The organism is Polaribacter sp. PL03, from assembly GCF_033875165.1.
In the GTDB taxonomy this organism is placed as follows: Bacteria; Bacteroidota; Bacteroidia; order Flavobacteriales; family Flavobacteriaceae; genus Polaribacter.
In genome coordinates this window covers 126,199-150,665 of the sequence record NZ_JAWZSV010000003.1, presented here as the reverse complement: position 1 = coordinate 150,665, position 24,467 = coordinate 126,199, and the positions used below count along the sequence as shown (strand labels likewise).

Genomic DNA, 24,467 nt, shown 5'->3' with positions numbered 1-24,467 from the left:
TCTATTTTAATTTTTTATTATTGTGATGACGATCGTGATCGCGTTCTGTTTTAATATCTAATTTCTTCTCAAAAGCATCTTGTAAATCGATACCTGTTTGATTTGCCAAACATAATACAACAAACATTACATCTGCCAATTCTTCGCCTAAATCTTTATTCTTATCAGATTCTTTTTCACTCTGTTCACCATAACGCCTTGCAATAATTCTTGCAACTTCACCAACTTCTTCTGTTAATTGCGCCATATTTGTTAATTCGTTAAAATAACGAACACCATGGTTTTTAATCCAATCGTCTACTTGTTTTTGTGCGTTTTCTATATTCATTTTTCTTGTCAAAAAATTATTTCCATTTTATACCACAACCTACACTAGGTTTTTGATTTTCTACAACTGCTTTATTGTGTACTAAATTATCTAAAGAAGTCCTTATGTCTTGCCCTGTTAATGGCTTACCATTTCCTGGTCTAGAATTATCTAATTGCCCATGATAAACTGCTTTTAAATCTGCATTAAAAACATAAAAATCTGGTGTACAAGCTGCATCATAAGCTTTTGCTACTTCTTGTGTTTCGTCAAACAAATAAGGAAAAGTATATTTTTCTTCTTCTGCAACTTGTTTCATAAACTCTGGTGCATCTTGAGGATAATTTTCTATTTCATTAGAACTAATTGCTATAAATTTAATTCCTTTTTCTTTATAATCATTTGCCATTTTTACCAATTCACTATTTACATGAATTACAAACGGACAATGGTTACAGATAAACATAATTACAGTTCCTTTATCACCTTTTGCTTCGGTTAAAGAAACCATTTTATTATCTATAGCATTTATCAACCTAAAATCTGGTGCTTTTTTTCCTGTTAAAAATTCGTTAGATTCTGCTCTAGCCATATTATTATTCTTTTAAAATTATTCTGCTAATGCTTTTGCACAAATAAAACCACCTGTCCAAGCATTCTGAAAGTTAAAACCACCAGTTACAGCATCAATATTTAAAACTTCTCCTACAAAAAACAAGTTATTATGCTTCTTGCTCTCAAAACGTTTGAAATTAATTTCTTTTAAATCGATTCCTCCTGCAGTTACAAACTCATCTTTAAAAGTAGTTCTACCATTTGCATTGTAAATACCTTTTGTTAACTGATTTGCTAACTTTTCTAATTGTGCACTGTTTAAATCTGCCCAATTCTGGGTTTTATCAATATCTGAAAACAACACAAAACGTTCCCATAATCTTCTAGAAACTTCGGTAAATGGAGATTTTAAAATAACAGTTTTTCTAGGTTCTTTCTTTTTTAAATTTAATAAAACATTTAAAACTTTATCTGTTGGTCTAGACAACCAATTTACCTCTACATTGTATTGGTAATTTTTGTCTGCTAAGATTCTAGCACCAAAAGCAGATAGTTTTAAAATTGCAGGTCCACTCATTCCCCAATGCGTAATTAATAAAGGTCCAGATGCTTCTAATTTTGTTCCAGATATATTTACAGTTGCATTAGGCACAGAGGTTCCTAATAAATCTACTAATCTTTTATCATTAATATTAAAAGTGAATAAAGAAGGCACAGGTTCTATCACAGAGTGATCTAATGTTTCACACAATTCCCATACTTTTTTAGAACTTCCTGCAGCAATTACTAATTGGTCTGCCTCGAAAACTTGTTCTTTAGTATTAACGAGCCATATATTATCTTTTTGAGTTACCGAGTTTACACCACAGTTAGTTAAGACTTTTATGCCTAAATTATCTACTGCTTTTTGAAAACAATCTATTATTGCCTGACTAGTATTTGCTTCCGGAAAAACGCGATTATCGTTTTCAATTTTCAAAGGAACACCTCTATCATCAAACCATTCGAAAGTATCGCCTGTCATAAATTGATGAAAAGGGCCTAGTAATTCTTTTTCTCCTCTTGGATAAAACTTAACCAACTCTTTTGGCTCGAAACATGCGTGTGTAACATTACATCTTCCTCCACCAGAAATCTTTACTTTTTGTAAGACATCTTTTCCTTTTTCAAGAATAGTAATATCTAAATCAGAATTATTTTCTTTCGCATTAATTGCTGTAAAATATCCTGCTGCTCCACCTCCAATAATTACTATTTTCTTCATTTGTTACTTTTATAAAATCATTTCTGAATACGAAAGAATTGTTTCGTACCCTTTATTTTTAAAATACTTTGGTGTTTCTTCATTTCCTGTTACCATAACAAAATCGCCACCCCAAGCACCTAAACTTTTTATTTCTCCAAAATAATTAGAGAATAACTTTTCTTTTACTGGTTTTAATTTAATAATAGAACTAATAATTTGTTCGTGTTCTACAATTAACTTATTAAAATCTATAATTGAACTAGCTTCTAAAAATGCATCAGAAATACTAGAAATTGTTGCTATTTCATTGTTAAAATTAAGTCCGCTTTCTCTAAACTTAGCAATACCTTCTTTAGAATCTTGTTTCTCATTCAAATGCACAAAAAATAAATTTTCTTTAAAAACAGGATTGAATTCTACTTGTGTTACCACAGGTTTTTTATTTTCTATTTGATAAAATATTGGCTCATTATTTTGTGCGCAAGCAATATCATAACCACTTCCTTTAAAAGAGTTCCATAATAATTGAAAAGCGTCTACATTTGCCCAACTTGCAATAGAGTTTACTAAAGTAGAAGACGTACCTAAACCCCAATTTCTTGGAAACGTAAGGTTTGTTTTTACTACAAAACCATTTTCTGAGCTTAAAAAAGCTGGATTAACTTTTTTTGCTTCCTGTAAAATATCTAGCAACGTTTCTGCAATAAACTCTGCATTTCCTTCTTTATTTGAACTAAATGTACAACTTACCAAGCGTAATTTTGGCAAGTCGAATACTGCTTCAAACCAACATTTGCCTGTATGTGTAAAACTACCCCAAATTAATTGCTTCTCTTTTATTTTTTCTACAACTAAATCTTGTCCAAATTTTGTTGGTAAGGCTAACGATTTTGCGCCGTCTAACACCAAGTATTCTCCTGTTAATAAAAGCTTTCCGTTTGAATAATAATTCATTAGATTAAACCAAATTGTTTAAAGTGATGTGTAAAATGTTTTACATGGAATTTTTTCCAATAATTAGAATCTAACTCACCAAAAAACGGATGATTTTCAGATGTAACTATTTTAAAATGCGCTTCGAAATTATCTATTTGTAAAACTAAATCGTCTACAGATTCTTTAATTGTTGTAAATTTTACTGGGTAAGGCTCTTCAGATAACATAGACGATTTAAAACCAACTTGTAACTCTGCTTCTGTATTTAAAAATAATTTTCTTCTTTGAGATTTATCTTCGTCTACAAAAGAATCTGCTGCTACTTTACCATTAGAAATTTTTACTAAAAGACTTAAATGTTCTACCATTTGTTGTCCATTCATTTTACCAAAAAGTGGTTTCGAATCTGTTTTTAAATTCGAAAGTAAATTTATTACATGTTGTTTATTTGTAAAATCTACCCAACTTACTTGTTCTTTTCTTAACTCTTCAAACTTAGAAACAACTGCTGCATGAGAAACTGTTTTTCCATCGAAATAAGTAGTTATTTTTTCTTTCTCTACTTTGTTTGCTTCTAACTGATTTAAGATATTTTGCAAATGCATTTTCATATGCCCATGCTGAATTCCTTTTGTTGTTAAAGCTCTTAATGCAGCAAAATTTTGTGCTAAACCTGCCGTTGCAATAATTTGCATTAACTCTTTAGCAGACGGTTTTTGTAACATTTCTAAAGACAACTTAGCTAAAGGATGTAAAGCTGTAATGCCACCAACAGTTCCTAAAGCTAAAGGCATATCTACCCAAAACTTAAAAACGCCATTGTTAATTGTACAATGAGATAAACTTGTATAATTGCCAGAACGTGCTGCATATGCATGTACGCCTGCTTCTACGGCTCTAAAATCGTTACCAGTTGCTATTACTACAGCATCAACACCATTCATAATTCCTTTGTTATGGGTAACTGCTCTGTAAGGTTCTATTTCTGCAATTTTTACTGCTTGGTAAAATTTCTCTGCAAATTTCTGCGGATTTGCTCCACCTAAATCCTCAATCTTACAACTTACCTCTGCTCTTACCAAACATTCTGGCACGTAATTAGATAAAATACTCATTACAATTTCAATTTCATCATTTCTAAATTTAGACGCAATAGCTTCTAAACAAGAGTTTATAAAATTTGCACCCATAGAATCTTTCGTTTCAAAGGTGATATGCAATTGATAGTAATTTTCTAACTTATCTGTTTTGTCAACTAATTTTATATCTAAAATTCCGCCACCACGTTTTTCCATATTTCTTGTAATGGAAGCTGTTGCAGCATATAATTCTGTTTTATTTTTATTAAAATAGTTTTCTAAATGTTCTTTATTGCCTGCAAACATAAAATGCACTTGCCCAATTTTAGTTGTTCCTAAAACAGTTGTTTTAAAACCACCTTTAGTACTCCAAAACTTAGCAACAAGAGAAGCTGCAGCAACTACAGAACTTTCTTCTGTAACCATTGGTATTACATATTCTTCGCCATTTATTAAAAAATTTGGCGCAACACCCATTGGTAAATAGAAATTAGAAATGGTGTTTTCTATAAAATCGTCATGTAATTGTTGCAATTTCTCGTCGTCATTCCAATATTGCTTTATAGTCTTAATTACAGCTGAATTATCATTAAAATAATTCTCTGCTAACCAACTTATTTTTTCCTCTTTCGTAAACTTAGAAAAACCAGATATTTTCTTACTCATTTCTTATTCTATAATCTATCAAGAACAAATATAATTCAATCTGTTAAAACATTACAGGATATTCAAGATTTCTCTTTTTTTAAAACATTTTTTGCGGATTTTTACGTAAACTTGACAAACTTTTATTAAAACGATGTCTATAATGAAACAAACCTTCATTTTAGCAACTATTATTTTATTTGCTAGTTGCAAAAAAACCACTACAGTGACAAATTATACAAGCGGACTTAAAGAAATTACCTTAACAGAGATTTGGGACGGCACATTTTCTGCAAAAGGAATGAACGCATTAAATTCTATGAATGGAGATTTCTATTCTTTATTAAATACTGATGATGCAGGAAATACAACTGTAGATAAATACAGTTACAAAACATTAGAGAAAATTGAAACTATAGTAAGCAGTAACGATTTAAAAGATTTAGAGGGTTTTTCTTCTTATAGTTTTAATGATGATGAAACCAAAATTATCTTAGGAACTAATTTTAAAAAGATATTTAGACGTTCTTTTACCGGTAATTTTTATGGGTATGATATTGCTTCTAAAAAACTAACCTTATTAGGTAAAGATATACAAGAACCTGTTTTTTCTCCTGATAATAAAAAAGTTGCTTATGCCAAAGACAACAATCTTTTTATTAAAAATTTAGTAGCTAACAAAGTAACTCAAATTACAAAAGACGGTAAAAAAAATAGTATTATAAATGGTATTACAGATTGGGTTTATGAAGAAGAATTTGCTTTTGTAAGAGCTTTCGAATGGAGTAAAAACAGTAAGTATTTAGCTTTTTTACGTTTCGACGAATCTAATGTACCTACATTTTCTATGGATATTGTTGGTAATGGAAATTACCCTAATCAACAAGTTTTTAAATATCCTAAAGCAGGAGAAAAAAATGCAGAAGTAACTTTACACATGTATACACTTTCTTCTAAAAACACCAAGAAAGTTGCGTTAGGAGATTATGAGTACATTCCAAGAATTAAATGGTCTAACGATGCAGACATTTTAATTGCAACAACCTTAAACCGTCATCAAGATAATTTAAAATTACATAAAGTAAATGCATTAAGAAATAATGCTAGTATATTATTAGAAGAAACAGATAAAGCATACGTAGACGTTACAGATAACCTTACTTTTTTAAACGATAATAGCTTTATTTGGACAAGTGAAAAAGACGGATTTAATCACATTTATCATTATGATTTTTCTGGAAAGTTAATCAATCAAATAACAAAAGGAAGTTGGGAAGTAACCAACTACTACGGTTATAATAAAGACAAAAAAACTATTTATTACCAATCTGTAGAAAATGGTTCTACAAATAGAGGCGTTTATTCTATTGGTTTAGATGGTAATGATAAAAAAGCATTAAGCAATAAAGAAGGTACAAATACAGCGTCATTTAGTAAAAACTTAAACTACTTTATCAATACTTTTTCTTCTTCAGAAATACCACCAATCTATTCTTTATTTACTGCGGAAGGAGAAATGCTAAAGGTTATAAAAGATAATGAAGGTTTAAAGAAAAACTTATCAGACTACAAGATGAGTAAAAAAGAATTTTCTACGATTTCTATAAATGGAAATGAGTTAAATATGTGGATGATTAAACCTTTAGATTTTGATGAGAATAAGAAATACCCATTATTGATGTTTCAATATTCAGGTCCGGGATCTCAACAAGTAGGAAATAAATGGAATGCTGGTAATGATTACTGGCATAATATGTTGGCACAAAAAGGAATGATTATTGTCTGTATTGATGGACGTGGAACTGGTTTAAAAGGTAGAGACTTTAAAAAAGTGACTCAAAAAGAATTAGGTAAATATGAAGTTGAAGATCAAATTTCATCAGCAAAAAAATTAGCAGAACTTTCTTATATAGATAAAGACAATATTGGTATTTGGGGTTGGTCTTTTGGTGGTTTTATGAGCTCTAACTGTTTATTAAAAGGAAGTGATATCTTTTCTACAGCTATTGCAGTTGCACCTGTAACTTCATGGCGCTTTTATGATTCTGTTTATACAGAACGCTACATGCAAACTCCGCAAGAGAACGCGAGCGGTTATGACGATAATTCTCCTATAAACTATGCAGATAAATTAGAAGGAAATTACTTATTGGTTCATGGAACTGGTGATGATAATGTTCATGTACAGAATAGTTACAGAATGATAAATGCCTTGGTAGAAGCGAATAAACAATTCGATATGTTTATTGTACCAGACAGAACTCACGGAATTTACAAAGGAAAAAATATGCGTTTAAATTTATATACAAAAATGACTAATTTTGTAGAAACGCATTTAATTAATAAATCAACAAAATAAACAATTATATATGTTAGACAAGGGAGTTAGTACAACTACAGAAGACCCGCAATTGTTCGGTCATCCTAAGGGATTATTTTACTTATTTTTTGCAGAAATGTGGGAACGTTTTAGTTTCTATGGAATGAGAGCGTTATTAACGCTTTATATGGTTGAAGAAATATTTAAATCTTTATCAAATAGAGATTACGCTACCGCAGCAGTATATGCTTCTTATGGTTCTTTAGTATACGCATCTACAGTTATTGGAGGTCAAATCTCTGATAAAATATTAGGAATGCGAAGTTCAATATTTTTAGGTGGAATTCTAATGGCTATTGGTCATTTTGTTTTAGCCGTTGAAAATGACATTGCTTTTTTCTTAGCTCTGGCATTTATTATTGTAGGAAACGGATTCTTTAAACCAAACATTTCTACTTTTGTTGGCGCTTTATATAAAGACGGTGACGTAAGAAAAGATTCTGGTTTTACTATTTTTTATATGGGTATTAATATTGGTGGTTGGATTGCGCCTTTACTTTGTGGCTGGTTAGCTGTAAAATATGGTTACCATTATGGTTTTGGTTTGGCTGGAATTGGAATGATGGCTGGTTTAATTTTCTTTTGGAGCGGAATTAAAAAGAATGTTTTTGGAGACAAAGGTATGCCACCAAGTAAAGAACTTTATGAAAAGAAAATGGTAGGAATACCTCAAAAAACTTTTATTCCAATAGTTGCTACACTTTGTGTTCCTTTAATCGCTTTTATTTTAGCTTCATACAAATCTATTACATCAGAAGATACTTTCTTAATAGGTGAAAAAAACTTAGTAGGTTTAATCTTTCTTGCTATTGGAATTGCAATTGCAATTTATTTAATTAAAATCTTAGCAGGTGTAGATTTAGAACAAAGAAAGAAATTGTTTATGGCAATTTTAATTACTTTTTTCATGACTTTATTTTGGGGTTTTCATGAATTATCTGGAAGTGTAATTACTTTATTTGCCTCTAGAAATGTTGCTTTAGATGGTATTATGACTGCTAGTCAGACGAATTCATTAAACTCTATGTTTATAATTATTCTAGCAATACCAATTTCTTTATTATGGGCTTATTTATCTAAGAAAAACATAAACCCAAGAACACCATATAAATTTGGTTTTGGTTTAATATTAGCTGGTATTAGTTTCTACATCTTAGCAATGAGTAAAGGAAATGCAGATGAAAACGGAATGGTACCTTTCGCTTATTTATTAGTTATGTACTTAATACTTTCTATAGGAGAACTTTTTATGTCTCCTGTGGGTTTATCTAAAATAACAGATTTATCGCCTAAAAAAATTATTGCGTTTATGATGGGAATTTGGTTCTTATCTTCTGCATATGCTTTTCAAATTGTAGGTTTTATTTCTAAACAATTAGCAGTAGAAAGTACAGATGCTAATGTTGGTGGCTTAGATACCTTAGCTATATATACAGACGGATTCGAGTTAATTGCAATGTATGCTTTAGGAGCTGGAGCTATTGTTATTGTTCTATCTCCTTTAATGAAAAAATTAATGGGTAACGTACATTAACTAAATTCTATAAAAATTTAAAAACCTCATACACTAAAATTTATGAGGTTTTTTTATGCCTTAAAACTAATAACTTAGATACAATTAAAGAACTTTATTTGTAAATTTGAAACAACATTTGCGACAATACATATTATGAGGAAATTACTATTTATCTTAACAGTAACATTATTTACTATAAATACAAAAGCACAAGACACCATTAAGTGGTTATCGTTTGAAGAAGCAATTGCATTAAATAAAAAGAACCCAAAACCTATTTTAATAGATGTGTATACTGATTGGTGTGGATATTGTAAAAAAATGGATATTGAAACTTACAGCAACAAAACAATTATAAAAGCAATAAACGATAATTTTTACGCCGTTAAGTTAGATGGTGAAGAAAAAAAAGATATTATTTATAAAGGACAAACCTTTAAATTTCAAAAAAACGGAAGAAGAGGTTTTCATCAACTACCAGCAACTTTATTATCTGGAAAATTATCTTATCCTACAACAACTTTTCTTACAGAAACAGAAGAATTGATTCAGAATATTCCTGGGTATTTAGATAAAAAAATGTTTGAAAAAATATTAGGGTATTACTCTTTAGACAACTATAAAACTAATAAGTGGAAAGATTTCGAAAACAACTTTAAAAGTAATTTATAAGCTTATTCGTTTAGAATAAAAGCTCCTTTTTGCCCTGTGTAATGAAAAGATATTTTTTGTTTTTCTGAAGTAATTTCCCATTTGGTAACATAACTTTTATAATTAGAACCATCTGCAATTATTAAACTTGGTTCAATTGTTTTTATTAACCTTTCTAAGTTTATTTTTGGCGAAAATTGTAAAATTACAATTGGTTTCTTTAAATTATTTAGTTGATAAATGCCTAAACTGTCAACAAATAAAATATCTTGTTTATTAAAATTGATGAAATTATTAAAATCAACTTTTTGTGTTCTTTTAATATACTCTGCAACTCTATAAGATTTTACTACTTTAATATCTTTCGCTTTTACAGTATCTAAATCATACTGAACATTCATGTTTTCTCCTTCTCTAACAGCAATTACAGAAAATCTACTTTTATGAAAAACTATAAAATCACCTTTCTCAATTGCTTTTTTATCTTCAATATAATAAAGACTTTGAACTACTAGAATAGAAACTAAAAAATAAATAAATCTAATTGATTTTTTCTTTATTAAAAATAGAATTCCAGAAAACATAAAGAAGTAACAAGCCAGCATCATTAAAAAAGAAATAGCAATTTCTTTAAATAAAAATTGTTCTTGATGAGAAATAAAACTAACAAAATCGTTCATCAAAGAAATTATAAAACCATAAGTATCTGCTAAAAACTGTGGTATTATATTTAATAAAGACATGCAAATTATTATAATTCCTCCAATTAAAATAGCCCCTAAAAAAGGAATAATAACAAGATTCGACAAAACAAATAAACCAGGAAATTGTTGAAAATAATAAATACTTAAAGGTAAAATACCTACTTGAGCAGCAATAGAAACTGTAAAAAGTTGCCATATTTTTTTATCTACAATAAATTTTGGTTTGTAAATTGGCTCTAATTTGGGTTGTATCCAAATAATTCCAAAAACAGCTAAATAACTCAACTGAAAGCCAACATCGAACAGAAACATTGGTTTTAATATTAACAAAAATAACATCGAAGAAATTAGAGAAAACTCAACGACTTTTTTACGCTTAAAAGATTGACCAATTGCTAAAAAAGTAAACATGGTTACAGCTCTTACAACAGATGCAGACAAACCTGCTATAAAAGCGAACATCCAAAGTAATAAAACAATACAGAAAGCTTTTAAATAAGTACCATTTTGTAATTGTTCTAAAGGTTTAAAAAGAAAGGATAGTATTAATAAAATAATACCTACATGCAACCCAGAAACAGCTAAAATATGAATTGCACCTGCATTTGCGTAATCTGTAAGCAGTTCTTTAGAAATATCTTGTCGTTGCCCTAATAATAAAGCACTAATTACCGCAAATTCATCATTCTTAAAGTTATATTTTAATAATGATTCTTGAATTTTATCTCTAAAATTTTCAGAAAGGCCAACTAAGGTTGTTGAAGTACTAGGTAGTTTTAAAACTTGAGAGTTATCTAAAAAGAATTGATGATGAATACCTTGCTTTGCTAAATAAGATTTATAGTTAAATTGATTAGGGTTTAAAGGTGGAATTAAAATTTTAAAAACAGGTTTTACTAATAATTTGTCATCAATTTTAAACCTAGTTTTTAGACTGTCTTTTTGAATGTTTATTAAAACTTCTCCTCTTGTTTTTTCTTCGTTTAACTGCACAACCTCTGCTATGTATTTCTCATAATAAAAGCCTGGTTTTAAAACCTTAGTTATTCTTAAAACTACTTTAGAATCTTGCTTAGAGAAGTTATTATAATAATTTTTAAAGTTTCTAGCATCTTGAATAAAAACTGAAGAAACACCAATAAAAAAGTATAAAATAAATGCTATTAAAGTGATGCCTTTTTTCTTTCGAAAGATAAAAACAGATATTAATAAAATAAATATAAGAGAGCATAATTTCAAGAAATTGAAAGTCCAAATTTGCAAATAAAATTGAATTCCGATTCCTAAAATTAGAAACACCAAAAAGTGTAAAGGCACGTATTTTAATAACCTTTTCATAGCAACGTGAAGTTACTAAAAATAAATTACAGTATTCTATTTACTTTAACGAAGGCATTTTTCCAATATTTTTCTGACAAGGAAGAAGTAATTACACCTCTAGAAGTTGTAGAATGTATAAAACGAATTTGACTTTTTGTTACCGAAACAATTAATCCAACATGATTAATTCCTCGTCCTTTCTTTGAAGTTTTAAAGAAAAGTAAGTCTCCTTTTTCGGCATTTCTTATCGAAATTTTCTTCCCTCTTTTTGCCATATCTCTAGAAACTCTGGGTAATTGTACGTTTTCTTGTAAATAAGAAACGTAAATAATACCAGAACAATCCATTCCTCTTGTTGTAGTGCCACCAAATTTATATTTAACGCCTTTGTATTTTAATGCGTTAGAAACTATTCTATCTACTTTGGTTAAAGGTTTATTAGTGGTTTTTCTAACACTTTTTGTTGATGAGCAAGAAGACAATACTAAAGAAATTAAAACTATTAAAAAGAACCACTTTTTCATCTTACTTATTCGGTTTTAAAGCAGCTACAATTTCTGTTGCTACATTTTTGGAAGCACCTTTACCTCCTAGTTTTTTCTCTAAATCGAAATAATGTAAAAACATTTTCTCTCGATAAGAAGCATCTAGAATATGTGTTAATTCAGTTTTTAGATTTTTCTTGTTAAAATCATCCTGAATTAGCTCTTTTACAACTTCTTTGTCCATTATTAAATTCACTAAAGAAATAAACTTTAACGTAATTATTCTTTTTGCTATTTGATATGAAATATAACCGCCTTTATAACAAACAACTTGTGGCACTTTAAATAATGCTGTTTCTAAAGTTGCTGTACCAGAAGCCACTAAAGCTGCATAAGAAATACTTAATAAATCGTATGTTTTATTATTTATAAAAGCCACTTCTCTTTTTCCTGTAATTTGTTGGTAAAAAGAAAAATCTTGACTTGGTGCACCTGCTATTACAAATTGGTATTCAGAAAAATCATCTACTAAAGACAACATTACAGACAACATTTTTGTAATTTCTTGTTTTCTACTACCCGGTAAAAGTGCAATTATTTTCTTATTACTAAGTTTATATTCCTTTCTAAAACCCGCTTCAGAAACCTGCGTTCTATCTGCAATTGCATCAATTAAAGGATGCCCAACAAAAGTTACCTCGTAATTATATTTTTTATAGAAATCTTTCTCAAAAGGAAGAATTACAAATAATTTATCTACGTCTCTTTTAATATCCTTTACCCTACTTGCTCTACTTGCCCAAACTTGAGGCGAAATATAATAATTCGTTTTAAATCCGTTTTCTTTTGCCCATTTGGCAACACGTAAATTAAAACCAGAATTATCTATAAAAATAATTACATCTGGGTTAAAATCTGCAATGTCTTTTTTACAAAACTTTATAAAACCTAAAACTTTTGTTAGATTTTTTAAAACTTCAAAAAAGCCCATAAAAGCTCTTTCTTTGTAATGGCTTACTAATTTGCCTCCAACAGCTTGCATTAAATCTCCTCCCCAAAAACGAATATCTGCTGTTTTATCTTGCGCATATAATTCTTTCATTAAGTTAGAAGCATGTAAATCTCCAGAAGCTTCACCAGCAATTATGTAATATTTCATCTTAGAAAAACTTTAAGATTAATGTTGTTAAGGCAATTACAATAGTAGCTAACAAAACTCCTTTTGCTCTACTATCTTGTTTCTTTTTAATAAAAATAAAGAAAACAAATAAATTGGGTATTGCTGCTAAAGCAAGCACTTTACCATACAAACTGCCTTCTTTAATCATTTCTAGGGTATCATCGAAACTGAACTTAGAAAAATATTCTAAATACAAAAAGATACCACCAAATGTTGCAAACAGAGCAACCAAAACACCTACTAATATATCTTTTTTTACAGTTCCCAAGAATTTAGTTTTTGAATCATATGATGTGCAGTCATATCAAATTGAACAGGAACTACAGAAACATACCCATTTTCTAAAGCATATACATCTGTATCTTGTCCTTTATCTTTATTTACAAATTTACCAGAAAGCCAATAATATTCTTTTCCTAACGGGTTTTTACGTTTGTCGAAATCTTCTTTCCAATAACCATTTGCTTGTCTACAAATTTTCACTCCTTTTATCTCTTCCTTTTTTAACTTAGGTATATTTACATTTAATACAATACCTTCTGGTATTCCGTTTAGTAATGCGTTTAAAGTAATATTTTTTACATATTCTTCACAAGGTAAAAAATCTGCATGCCATTTAAAATCTAATAAAGAAAAGCCAATTGCAGGCACACCTTCTATTCCTGCTTCTACTGCAGCACTCATTGTACCAGAATAAATTACACTTATCGAAGAATTTGCACCGTGGTTTATTCCAGAAACACACAAATCTGGTTTTCTATTTAAAATTTCATTTACAGCCATCTTTACACAATCTGCAGGTGTACCAGAACAAGTGTATTCTAATTGCGGACCATCATCTATTGTTATAGGATTACAAGTTAAAACATTATCTACCGTAATCGCATGCCCCATTCCGCTTTGCGGGCTATCTGGCGCAACAACCACAACGTCTCCTATTTTATTCATTATCTTTATTAAAGCTCTAATTCCTGGAGCTGTAATTCCATCATCATTTGTAACTAAGATTAACGGTTTTTCTTGCATGTTTTTTATTTAAGAGATTAAAGATTTAAAGGTTGAAAAACAATAGAATTGAAACACGATCTTGTAATGGTTTCTATATTTAATCTTTCAATAATACCTACAAATATAATTCATTTAAACTATTTTCTTTTTAACAATTTGTAAAGAATATAATAGTTCAATTTTCTGTAATATTGTACAACAAGTCTAACTAATTTAAGAAAAAACAGCTAAGTAAGTAGTATTTAAAAAAATTTGGCATTATTTTAGTAGTTCTGTAAGTACAAGAAAGTAATTTTACAATACAAATCACGACATAAGATTTATGAAAATCACAAATAAAATAAGTATCACCCTAGTAGCATTTTTAATGCTATTTACTTCTATTCAAGCGAATAATGATATAGAAAACTCAGACCCAGAAAAAGATAAAATTTTAGTTTATGTTTTAAAAAACATTTTAACTAGAGGTCATTTTCTTGTTAAGGATATGAATGATGATTTCTCTGAACAAGTTTATAAAAGTTTTATAGATGGTTTAGATCCTAATAAACGTTACTTCACCCAGAAAGACCTTAAAGAATTTTCTAAGTTTAAATACGAAATAGACAATCAATTATTACAAGATGATGTTTCATTTTACACGCTTGTTTATGGAAACTTTACTAAAAAGATTAAAAATGCAAGATCTTATTATGGCGAATTACTTGCGCAACCTTTCAATTTTAAGAAAAATGAAACGATAGATATCGATTATGATAAAGTATCGTTTGCTAAAAATGAGAATGAATTAATAGATTACTGGCGTAAACAATTAAAATTAAATGCGTTAAGTAGAATTCAAGACAAACTAGACAAGCAAGAAGCCAATCTAAAAAAGGATAAAAAATTCAAGAAAAAATCTTTTAAAGATTTAGAAATAGAAGCAAGAGCAGAAATTCTAAAAAATATGGATGAACTATATTTAAGAATTGAAGAGCTAGAACATGAAGACTGGTTTTCTACTTTTTTAAATAGTGTTGTTGGTGCTTTCGATCCTCATACAACATACATGGCACCAAGAATAAAAGAACGTTTCGACCAAGATATGTCTGGTAAATTAGAAGGAATTGGAGCACGTTTATTAAAGAAAGGTATTTATACAGAAATTTTTGAGTTAGTGTCTGGAGGTCCTGCATGGAAACAAGGAGATTTAGAAGCTGGTGATATTATTTTAGAAGTTGCGCAAGGAGACAAAGAACCTTTAGATATTGTAGGTATGCGTTTAGACGATGCTATTAAATTTATAAAAGGTAAAAAAGGAACCGAAGTAAGACTTACAGTAAAGAAAAAATTAGACGGGTCTACTAAAGTAATTTCTATAACTAGAGATGTTGTCGAATTAGAAGAAACATTTGTAAAATCTACTATTGTAGAAAAAGATGGTAAAAAGTATGGTTTAATAGATTTACCAAGGTTTTATATTGATTTTTCTGATAGTAATTCTAGAGATTCTGCAAAAGATATGGAGAAAGAAATTGCTCGTCTAAAAAGCGAAAATGTTTCTGGTTTATTAATCGATTTAAGAAATAATGGTGGTGGTTCTTTAAAAACTGCTATTGAAATTGCTGGTTTATTTATTACAAAAGGACCAATAGTACAAGTAAAATATAGAGGACAAGAACCTGTTGTAAAAAACGATGTAGATCCTAAAATGCAATGGGATGGTTCTGTTGTTGTTTTAGTAAATGAATTATCTGCATCAGCATCAGAAATTTTTGCTGCTGCTATGCAAGATTATGGACGTGCTGTAATTATTGGTGGAAACCAAACCTATGGTAAAGGAACTGTACAAAGTGTAATTCCTATCAATAATTTTTATCCGAAGTACGAAAAAGATTTAGGTGCTATAAAAATGACTATTCAGAAATTCTATAGAGTAAATGGTGGGTCTACTCAAATTGAAGGTGTATATTCTGATATTGCTATGCCAGACAGATATAGTTATATGAAATTTGGAGAAAGAGACTTAGACGGTGCTTTAATTTGGGACAAAGTTCCGCAAGCAAATTATACAAAAACAAATTCTTATGAGAACTTCTCTGACGTTGTAAATAATAGCAAGGAAAGAATAGCATCTGACACAAAGTTTAAATTGATAAATGAATATGCTAAATGGCTAAAAGAAAACCAAGAAGACACCTCGTATTCGCTTAATTTTAAAGATTTTTCTAAAGAAAGTAAATTATTAGAAAATGCTTCTAAAAAATATACTGATGCTTTTAAATATAGATCTAACCTTAGTTTTAAATCACCTAAATATGAATTTTCTTTAATTAAAAAGGATAGCGTTTTAGGAGGTAAAAGAGATGCATGGCATAAAAACTTAGCAAGAGATATATATGTCGCAGAAGCTTTAAATGTTCTAAAAGAGTTAAAACTAAAGAATACAGCAGAAATAGTAAAACACTAATAAATAATCTTTAATGCCTGATGAAGTTAAAATTTTATCAGGTATTTTTATATACTAAAATATGAGTTTCGAAGTAACCTTTGCCACAAAATGGTCTGATTTTGATCCTAACAGACACATGCGTCATACTGCTTATAACGATTATGCAGCAGAAGTAAGAGTTCGTTATTTTGCTAAATACAACTTTTCTATAGATGAATTTACCAAGCATAACCTTGGCCCTATTTTATTTACAGAAGAAACTTCTTTTCGAAAAGAAATACATTTAGGAGAGAATATTACTGTAAATTTAAAATTACAAGGATTGTCTGAAAACAATGAACGTTGGAAAATAGTTCATGAAGTTTTTAATGAAGCAGGCAAGCTATCTGCAATTATAAAAGTTTACGGTGCTTGGATAGATCTTACTAAGAGAAAACTAAGAACTCCGCCAGAAGAAACAAAAGAAATGTTTGATTTTGCTGAAAGAGCTCAAGATTTTGAAGAAATATCTTTAAGTAAATAAAGTTTTAAATGTAAACTTCTAATAGTTTGCTTTTTTCTGATACAGATTTTAACTCAACAACATCTATTGCTGCTGGTAACAAAATAGTTTCTCCTTTTTTAAGTGAGAAGCTTTTTTTGTTATGAGTTAATTCTAAAACACCATCAACACAAATATAGATTACAAAAGAATCTAAACTAGCGTAGTCTTTTTTAAGAGTTCCTTCAACAATTAAAAAGTTTGAGGTAAAATATGGCGAATGTACTAAGCTATTAGAAGTATTCGTTTTAGTTTCATATGAAGTTTTATATTCTTCATGACACTTAAAATCGATAACATCTATTGCTAAATCATTGTGTAAATCTCTTAATTTGCCTGTTTTAGCATCTACTCTCTTATAATCATAAATTCGATATGTAATATCTGATGTTTGTTGTATTTCAGCTAATAAAACACCAGAACCAATAGCATGTACTCTACCTGTTGGTATATAAAAAGTATCTCCTTCTGCAACATTTTCATGATGCATTACTTCTAAAATAGAACCATCTACAACATATTTATTATAATCTTTTTTATCTAGCTCTTTATCGAAACCTACAATTAATTCTGCATTATTATCAGCTTCCATTACATACCACATCTCATTCTTTCCAAAAGAATTATGACGTTCTTTTGCTATTTCATTACCAGGATGCACTTGAATAGATAAAGGTGTTTTGGCATCTATAAATTTAATTAACAACGGAAATTCACTTCCAAATTGTTCATAAACAGCTTTTCCTAAGAAATCTCCTCTATATTCGTTCGTTAAATCACTTAAACTTTTTCCTTTAAAATAACCACTTGCAACTACAGTTTCGTCATTTTTTACATCAGAAATCTCCCAAGATTCCCCTACGTTAGATTCAGAATACTCTTTATTTAAAACGGATTTTAATTTATCTCCTCCCCAAAGTCTGTATTTAAAAAGAGGTGTAAATTTTAAGGGATGTAGTTTCATAATGATTTTTAAAATTGGTTTAACGAAGAGATTATCTAACTATAAATCTACTAATCAACTATATAAAACCTAAATAAATAAAAGATTTGAACAGTAATAACATTAATAGGTATGTAAGATATAAAAAAAAATGTAATTAAAAATAAACCCTTTCAACATTATTAACGTTGAAAGGGTTCTTAATTTGTACAGGCGGAGAGACTCGAACTCTCACACCTCGCGGCACTAGATCCTAAGTCTAGCGTGTCTACCAATTCCACCACGCCTGCAACTTATCCCGAAGTTTCGGGATGCAAATATAAACAATACTTCGAAACTACAAACTTGTTCATTATAATTTTTCTACTTTTGGTAAAGAAATAAAAAAACAAATAAAATGAGTACAATTCAAACGTATATAGAAAAGAATAAAAAACGCTTTTTAGATGAACTTATTAGTTTATTAAAAATACCCTCTGTAAGTGCTGATAAAGCCTACAAAGCAGACGTTTTAAATACTGCCGATTTTGTTTTAGAAAGCCTTAAAAAAGCAGGTTGTGACCATGTAGAAATCTGTGAAACCCCAGGTTATCCTATTATTTACGGAGAAAAAATTATTGATAAAAAATTACCAACAGTTTTAGTTTATGGCCATTATGACGTTCAACCAGCAGATCCTATCGAATTATGGACCTCTCCGCCGTTTGAACCTGTAATTAAAAAAACAGCAATTCACCCAGAAGGTGCAATTTTTGCAAGAGGTGCCTGTGATGATAAAGGACAAATGTACATGCATGTAAAAGCATTAGAATACATGACTTCTACAGGAAACCTACCTTGCAACGTAAAATTTATGATTGAAGGTGAGGAAGAGGTTGGCTCTGAAAGTTTGGCTTGGTTTGTTCCAAAAAATATAGAAAAATTAGCTAATGATGTTATTTTAATATCTGATACAGGAATGATTGCCAATGACATTCCTTCTATTACTACAGGTTTACGAGGTTTAAGTTATGTTGAAGTTGAAGTTACAGGACCTAATAGAGACTTACATTCTGGTTTATATGGTGGTGCAGTTGCAAATCCCATCAATATTTTAACAAAAATGATTGCTTCTTTACACGATGAAAATAATCATATTACTATTCCTGGTTTTTATGATAATGTAGAGGAATTATCTAAAGAAGAAAGAGCTGAAATGGCAAAAGCACCTTTTTCTTTAGAAAATTATAAAAAAGCATTAGATATTGATGCTGTTTATGGTGAAGAAGGCTATTCTACGAATGAAAGAAATGCCATTAGACCAACTTTAGACGTAAATGGTATTTGGGGAGGTTATATTGGTGAAGGAGCAAAAACTGTAATTGCAAGTAAAGCTTTTGCTAAAATATCTATGCGTTTAGTTCCTAATCAAGATTGGAAAGAGATTACAGCATTGTTTAAAAAGCATTTCGAGAGTATTGCACCTGCTTCTGTAACAGTCGTTGTAAAACCTCATCATGGTGGGCAAGGTTATGTTACTCCTATCGATAACATTGCATATAAAGCTGCTAGCAAAGCATACGAAACAACATTTAACAAAACTCCTATTCCGCAAAGAAGTGGTGGTAGCATACCTATTGTAGCTTTGTTTGAACAATACTTAAAGAGCAAAACTATTTTAATGGGCTTTGGTTTAAATTCTGATGCAATTCACTCACCAGATGAACATTTTGGAGTTTGGAATTATTTAAAAGGAATCGAAACTATTCCTTATTTTTATAAATATTTCACAGAATTATCAAAAGAAAAATAATTATACGCACTATGAAATCAATTTTAACTAAAATCTTAAGTTGTGGTATTTTATCAATAGTACTTTTAAGTTGTTCTAACCCAAAAGAACAAAAACAATTTACAGTTGCAGAATATGAAGCTGCAGCAAAACATATGGACAGAAGTTTATATAGCATGGTTTACAACCAAGTTTCTGAAAGTTCTTTTATAAACGGAAATAATTTTCTCTATTCTACAACCACTAAAGATGGAGAAAAATTTATTTTAGTTAACACTAATTCTAAAGTTAAAGAAGCTGCTTTTAATCATGAAAAGTTGGCAGAAGTTTTATCTAAAGAAATAAACAAAGAGATAAAGGCAAATGCTTTACCAATTTATGGAGTTTCTTTATCTGATGATTTAAAAACATTAAATTTCACTGCTTCTAGGCAAAAGTATTCTTATAACTTAGAAAGTTTTTTATTGTCTAAAAACGTATCAAAAAGAAAAAATACAAGTAGAAATGAACACGTTTCACCCAACGGTAAACTTGCTGCATATATAGATAATTTTAACCTTTGGATTCGTCATTTAGATACGAATAAGAAAACGCAAATAACTTTTGACGGTGCTGAAGATTACGGTTATGCTACAAACAATGCTGGTTGGACAAAAAGTGACGGAGCGGTTCTAAAATGGTCTCCAAATTCTGATAAAATTGCAACATTTCAACAAAACGCAAAAGGTGTTGGTATGATGTATTTAACGTCTACAAATGTTGGTCATCCAAAATTAGAAGCTTGGAAACATCCTTTACCAGGAGATGAGAAAATATTTACAATAGAACGTGTAATTATTCATTTAGAAAACAAACCAAAAACGGTACGTTTAAAAATGAAACCAGATTTTCAAAGAGGAACAACAACAGATCATATTGCAGATTGGAATAACGAGTTGTTAGATGCACAATGGAACAAAGAAGGTACAAAATTTGCTTTTGTTTCTGGTTCTAGAGATCATAAAATTGCGCATTTACAAATTGCAGATGCAGAAACGGGTAAAGTAGCATCTATTCATAAAGAAGAAGTTGCTACCTATTACGAATCTGGTGTAAATGTAGAAAACTGGAAAGTTTTATTCGATTCTAATGAATTTATCTGGTATACAGAAAAATCAGATTGGGGGCACATCTATTTGTATGATTTAGAAACTAAAAAATTAAAAAACCAGATTACTTCTGGTAATTTCTTAGTGAAACAAGTTAAAAATATTGATGAGAAAAACAGACAAATTTATTTTTCTGCTGGTGGAAAAGAAGAAGGAAATCCGTATCACAATTACTTTTATAAAGTAAATTTCGATGGTTCTAACTTCATCAACCTAACTCCTTCTAAAGGCACACATTCTGTAACTTTCTCTGCAGATTACTCTATGTTAGTAGATACTTATTCTACAACTACAAACCCACCAATTTCTGTTTTAAGAAACGGTACTGGTGAAAAAATAATAGATTTAGAAACTGCAGATATTTCAGAATTAAAAGCAAACAACTGGCAAGAACCTGTTGAATTTACTGTAAAAGCAAGAGATGAAAAAACAGATATTTATGGTATTATGTGCTTGCCTAGTAATTATGACGAGTCTAAAAAGTATCCTGTTTTAAATTATATTTATCCCGGTCCACAATCTGGTTCTGTTGGTACTTATAATTTTAGACCGGTTTGGAGAGATTTTCAAGCAGTTGCAGAATTAGGTTTTGTAGTTGTTGCTGTAGATGCAATGGGAACACCAATGCGCTCTAAATCTTTTCATGACGCGTATTATGGTAATATGGGAGATAATGGTTTGCCAGATAACATTACTGCTATAAAACAATTAGCTAAGAAATATAAAGGTATGGACATTGAAAGAGTTGGTATTTGGGGACATTCTGGTGGTGGTTTTGCTTCTACAAGAGCTGTTTTTGCATATCCAGAATTTTATGATGTTGCGGTTTCTGGTGCTGGAAATCACGATAACAGAAATTACGAAGCAGATTGGGGAGAAAAATGGCAAGGTCTTTTAGTTGATCGAAATATCGAAGGAAAATCTGACGGAACAACTAATTATGACAATCAAGCAAACCAATTAATAGCAAAAGATTTAAAAGGGAAACTATTAATTACACATGGTTCTATGGATAATAATGTACCTCCTTCAAATACAATGTTAGTTGTTGAAGCTTTAATTAATGCCAATAAAGATTTCGACATGATTTTATATCCGAATAAAAGACATGGTTATGGAAACATGACAAACTACATGACAAGAAAACGTTGGGATTATTTTGTAACTCACCTATTAAACGCAAAACCAGCTGAAGGTTTTAAATTGAAATAACAAAACGAATGAAATATCCATTTTACCTATTTATACTTTTAATTATAAGTTTTTCTTGTAAAGATAAACCACAAGGTTTACTGCAAGAAAAAAGTGAATTCACAAAACAAGATACACTTAGAGGTTCTATTACACCAGAAAGAATTTGGTGGGATTTAACGTATTATCATTTAGAAGTGAAGGTAAATCCTGATAAAAAATTTATTTCTGGTAAAAACACTATAAAATATAAAGTTTTAAGTGTTTATAATACAATGCAAATAGATTTACAAGCCCCATTAAATATCACTAAAGTTACTCAAGACGGTAAAGATTTAGAAGTTATTCATAAAGGAAATGCTCATTTTGTAAAACTGATGAAAGAGCAAGTAGTTGGTAATACAGAAAGTATTGTTGTTTATTATGAAGGGAATCCTAAAGAAGCAGTTAGAGCTCCTTGGGATGGAGGTTTTTCTTGGAAAAAAGATAAAAACGACAATCACTTTGTAGCTACATCTTGCCAAGGTTTGGGTGCAAGTGTTTGGTGGCCTTGTAAAGATCATATGTATGATGAAGTAGAATCTATGCGAATTAGTATAACCGTTCCTAGTAATCTAATGGATGTTTCTAATGGAAGATTAGAAAGTGTAGAAAAAAAAGGAGCGTATACTACTTACAATTGGTTTGTAGAAAACCCTATTAATAATTACGGTATTAACGTAAATATTGGCGATTATGCTCATTTTTCTGAAGTTTTTAATGGAGAAAAAGGAGCTTTAGATATGGATTACTACGTTTTAAAGGACAATCTAGAAAAGGCGAAAAAACATTTTACAGATGCACCAAAAATGATGAAAGCTTTTGAACATTGGTTTGGTCCTTATCCTTTTTATGAAGATGGTTTTAAATTAGTAGAAGTACCCTATTTAGGTATGGAGCACCAAAGTTCTGTTACCTACGGAAATGAGTACAAACAAGGTTACTTGGGTAGAGATTTATCTGGAACTGGTTGGGGTTTAAAATTCGATTTTATTATTGTTCATGAAGCTGGCCACGAATGGTTTGCTAACAACATTACCAATAAAGACATCGCAGATATGTGGATTCACGAAAGTTTTACAAACTATTCTGAAAGTTTATTTTTAGACTATTATTATGGTAAAAAAGCTGCTTCTGAATATGTTATTGGCTTAAGAGAATCTATTACTAATAAAGAAACAATTATTGGTACATACAATGTAAATAAAGAAGGTTCTGGAGACATGTATAACAAAGGTGGTAACATGTTGCACACTTTAAGGCAATTGGTTAATAATGATGAGAAATGGCGTTTAATTCTTAGAAAAATGAATAAAGAATTTTATCATCAAACAGTAAATACTAAACAAATTGAAGATTTTTTAAGTAGAGAAACTAAGATTGATTTGAATCCGTTTTTTAATCAATACTTAAGAACAATTAAAATCCCAACGTTAGAATACACTATTAAAAAAAATGTATTAACTTATAAATGGACAAATATTGTTAAGGATTTTAAAATGCCTTTAAAGATTTTTATTAATGATAAAGAAGAGTGGATTTATCCTACTTCAGAAAGCCAAAAAATAAATTTTAAAGAAGAAAATTCTATTTTTAAAATAGATCCTAATTTTTATATTTTCACAAAAAACTAAAATAAAAAAAGCCGCTAAAAGCGGCTTTCTTTATTTTATAAAATATGCTTTAATAATGTAATCTACCTTTGGGTAATTTTCCCTTAAAAAAGCATTTCCAAGTCTATTAATTTTGCCTTGTTGCCTTCCTAATTTATCTCCATAACCATCGTAGAATTTTAGTACATTTTCTTTACCAGAAATAACTTTTGCAACCACAGGAAAACCTTTAACGCCAGAATATTCTAAAGTATTTAAACGATCATTCTTTTTTAAATTGATAAAAATTTGATTTGTTCTTGTTCTCTTACCTCCTCTTGCAAATGAAATTGTCATCGAATCATTTTCTATCACAACAGGTTCATCTTCGAGACCTTTATTAGACCAACTTTTGTTTATTAAAGAATCGTTATGAATACCAAACTGAGCAACAAAATTAGGTACTACTCTAAAAATAGCAACATCATTATAATACTCATATTTAATTAATTGATATAGTCTATCTACACCTTCAGGAGACCATTCTCTTTTTGCTTCAATATCAAAATTACCTTGGGTAGTTTCAAACCTTGCTTTAAAAGTTAGCGGAGCTTCTTTTTCTAACCACTTTTCTTTAAACTTTTTGGTTGCACAAGATGTAAAAAGCACAATACTAAGCAGTAACACAAATTTATTTTTCATTTAATTTCTTTTAATTTCCCTATATAATTCAACAAATATAGCAAAAACAACAATGCAGTTTTACCTCTACATTTGTAGAATACATTTTTTTATTCTA

The 24,467-nt window shown here is 29.6% G+C and carries 20 protein-coding genes and 1 tRNA gene; 8 read left to right on the top strand and 13 right to left on the bottom strand.

Translation table 11 applies throughout. The features are described 5' to 3' along the window. Position 1: 1 nt before the first annotated feature. The 5 genes from SHK09_RS06830 to SHK09_RS06810 are packed head-to-tail and all read right to left on the bottom strand — an operon-like array spanning position 2 to position 4,789. Entirely contained in the window at positions 2–328 is a 327-nt protein-coding gene (locus tag SHK09_RS06830) for a nucleotide pyrophosphohydrolase (protein ID WP_319810036.1), read from the bottom strand. Between the two features lie 16 nt (positions 329–344). Further along, positions 345–899, bottom strand: a complete 555-nt coding sequence (locus tag SHK09_RS06825; protein WP_319810035.1) for a thioredoxin family protein — start codon at positions 897–899, stop codon at positions 345–347. 18 nt (positions 900–917) lie between these two features. Next, positions 918–2,126 carry an NAD(P)/FAD-dependent oxidoreductase gene (locus SHK09_RS06820; protein WP_319810034.1) on the bottom strand — a complete coding sequence of 403 codons (1,209 nt, stop codon included), beginning with the start codon at positions 2,124–2,126 and terminating at the stop codon, positions 918–920. A 9-nt stretch (positions 2,127–2,135) separates the two neighbouring features. Continuing rightward, a complete protein-coding gene (locus SHK09_RS06815; RefSeq protein ID WP_319810033.1) occupies positions 2,136–3,062 on the bottom strand; it encodes a GYDIA family GHMP kinase in 927 nt (308 codons plus the stop codon). Further along, positions 3,062–4,789 (bottom strand): hydroxymethylglutaryl-CoA reductase, degradative, encoded by a 1,728-nt coding sequence (locus SHK09_RS06810; RefSeq protein ID WP_319810032.1) that lies wholly within the window; start codon positions 4,787–4,789, stop codon positions 3,062–3,064. The genes SHK09_RS06815 and SHK09_RS06810 overlap by 1 nt, the downstream gene beginning before the upstream one ends. Before the next feature lie 142 nt (positions 4,790–4,931). On the opposite strand from SHK09_RS06810, the gene SHK09_RS06805 reads away from it, so the two are divergent. From SHK09_RS06805 to SHK09_RS06795, 3 genes are all read left to right on the top strand, one after another. Next, entirely contained in the window at positions 4,932–7,127 is a 2,196-nt protein-coding gene (locus SHK09_RS06805) for a S9 family peptidase (RefSeq protein ID WP_319810031.1), read from the top strand. A gap of 10 nt (positions 7,128–7,137) precedes the next feature. Further along, entirely contained in the window at positions 7,138–8,682 is a 1,545-nt protein-coding gene (locus SHK09_RS06800; RefSeq protein ID WP_319810030.1) for an oligopeptide:H+ symporter, read from the top strand. Positions 8,683–8,817: 135 nt separating this feature from the next. Beyond that, positions 8,818–9,336, top strand: coding sequence for a thioredoxin family protein (locus SHK09_RS06795; protein ID WP_319810029.1), 519 nt, complete (start codon positions 8,818–8,820; stop codon positions 9,334–9,336). 2 nt (positions 9,337–9,338) lie between these two features. On the opposite strand, the gene SHK09_RS06790 is transcribed toward SHK09_RS06795, so the two are convergent. Genes SHK09_RS06790 through surE form a run of 5 tightly spaced genes read right to left on the bottom strand, consistent with a single transcriptional unit; the run spans position 9,339 to position 14,030 of the window. Next, complete coding sequence (locus SHK09_RS06790) at positions 9,339–11,357, bottom strand: ComEC/Rec2 family competence protein (RefSeq protein WP_319810028.1); 2,019 nt, start codon at positions 11,355–11,357, stop codon at positions 9,339–9,341. A gap of 26 nt (positions 11,358–11,383) precedes the next feature. Beyond that, a complete protein-coding gene (locus SHK09_RS06785; RefSeq protein ID WP_319810027.1) occupies positions 11,384–11,863 on the bottom strand; it encodes a C40 family peptidase in 480 nt (159 codons plus the stop codon). A gap of 1 nt (position 11,864) precedes the next feature. Further along, complete coding sequence (gene lpxB, locus SHK09_RS06780) at positions 11,865–12,983, bottom strand: lipid-A-disaccharide synthase (protein ID WP_319810026.1); 1,119 nt, start codon at positions 12,981–12,983, stop codon at positions 11,865–11,867. A 1-nt stretch (position 12,984) separates the two neighbouring features. Then, positions 12,985–13,272, bottom strand: a complete 288-nt coding sequence (locus SHK09_RS06775; RefSeq protein WP_319810025.1) for a hypothetical protein — start codon at positions 13,270–13,272, stop codon at positions 12,985–12,987. Beyond that, a complete protein-coding gene (gene surE, locus SHK09_RS06770; protein ID WP_319810024.1) occupies positions 13,260–14,030 on the bottom strand; it encodes a 5'/3'-nucleotidase SurE in 771 nt (256 codons plus the stop codon). Before surE ends, SHK09_RS06775 begins: the two co-directional genes overlap by 13 nt. A 304-nt stretch (positions 14,031–14,334) precedes the next feature. On the opposite strand from surE, the gene SHK09_RS06765 reads away from it, so the two are divergent. Both SHK09_RS06765 and SHK09_RS06760 read left to right on the top strand, forming a co-directional pair. Continuing rightward, on the top strand, positions 14,335–16,461 hold the full coding sequence (locus tag SHK09_RS06765; RefSeq protein ID WP_319810023.1) for a carboxy terminal-processing peptidase: 2,127 nt from the start codon (positions 14,335–14,337) through the stop codon (positions 16,459–16,461). A gap of 61 nt (positions 16,462–16,522) precedes the next feature. Then, positions 16,523–16,966, top strand: a complete 444-nt coding sequence (locus SHK09_RS06760; protein WP_319810022.1) for a thioesterase family protein — start codon at positions 16,523–16,525, stop codon at positions 16,964–16,966. Positions 16,967–16,970: 4 nt separating this feature from the next. Here SHK09_RS06760 and SHK09_RS06755 read toward each other — a convergent pair whose 3' ends face one another. Continuing rightward, positions 16,971–17,948: a type I phosphomannose isomerase catalytic subunit gene (locus tag SHK09_RS06755; protein ID WP_319810021.1), complete on the bottom strand. Its 978-nt coding sequence runs from the start codon at positions 17,946–17,948 to the stop codon at positions 16,971–16,973. 187 nt (positions 17,949–18,135) lie between these two features. Continuing rightward, positions 18,136–18,217 (bottom strand) — tRNA-Leu (locus tag SHK09_RS06750). A gap of 107 nt (positions 18,218–18,324) precedes the next feature. Here SHK09_RS06750 and SHK09_RS06745 point away from each other — a divergent pair. Genes SHK09_RS06745 through SHK09_RS06735 form a run of 3 tightly spaced genes read left to right on the top strand, consistent with a single transcriptional unit; the run spans position 18,325 to position 23,710 of the window. Beyond that, positions 18,325–19,719 carry a dipeptidase gene (locus SHK09_RS06745; protein WP_319810020.1) on the top strand — a complete coding sequence of 465 codons (1,395 nt, stop codon included), beginning with the start codon at positions 18,325–18,327 and terminating at the stop codon, positions 19,717–19,719. Positions 19,720–19,730: 11 nt separating this feature from the next. Next, positions 19,731–22,058: a S9 family peptidase gene (locus SHK09_RS06740; protein ID WP_319810019.1), complete on the top strand. Its 2,328-nt coding sequence runs from the start codon at positions 19,731–19,733 to the stop codon at positions 22,056–22,058. An 8-nt stretch (positions 22,059–22,066) separates the two neighbouring features. Further along, positions 22,067–23,710, top strand: a complete 1,644-nt coding sequence (locus tag SHK09_RS06735) for a M1 family metallopeptidase (protein ID WP_319810018.1) — start codon at positions 22,067–22,069, stop codon at positions 23,708–23,710. Between the two features lie 30 nt (positions 23,711–23,740). Here SHK09_RS06735 and SHK09_RS06730 read toward each other — a convergent pair whose 3' ends face one another. Then, positions 23,741–24,370: a peptidylprolyl isomerase gene (locus tag SHK09_RS06730; RefSeq protein WP_319810017.1), complete on the bottom strand. Its 630-nt coding sequence runs from the start codon at positions 24,368–24,370 to the stop codon at positions 23,741–23,743. Positions 24,371–24,467: the final 97 nt, after the last annotated feature.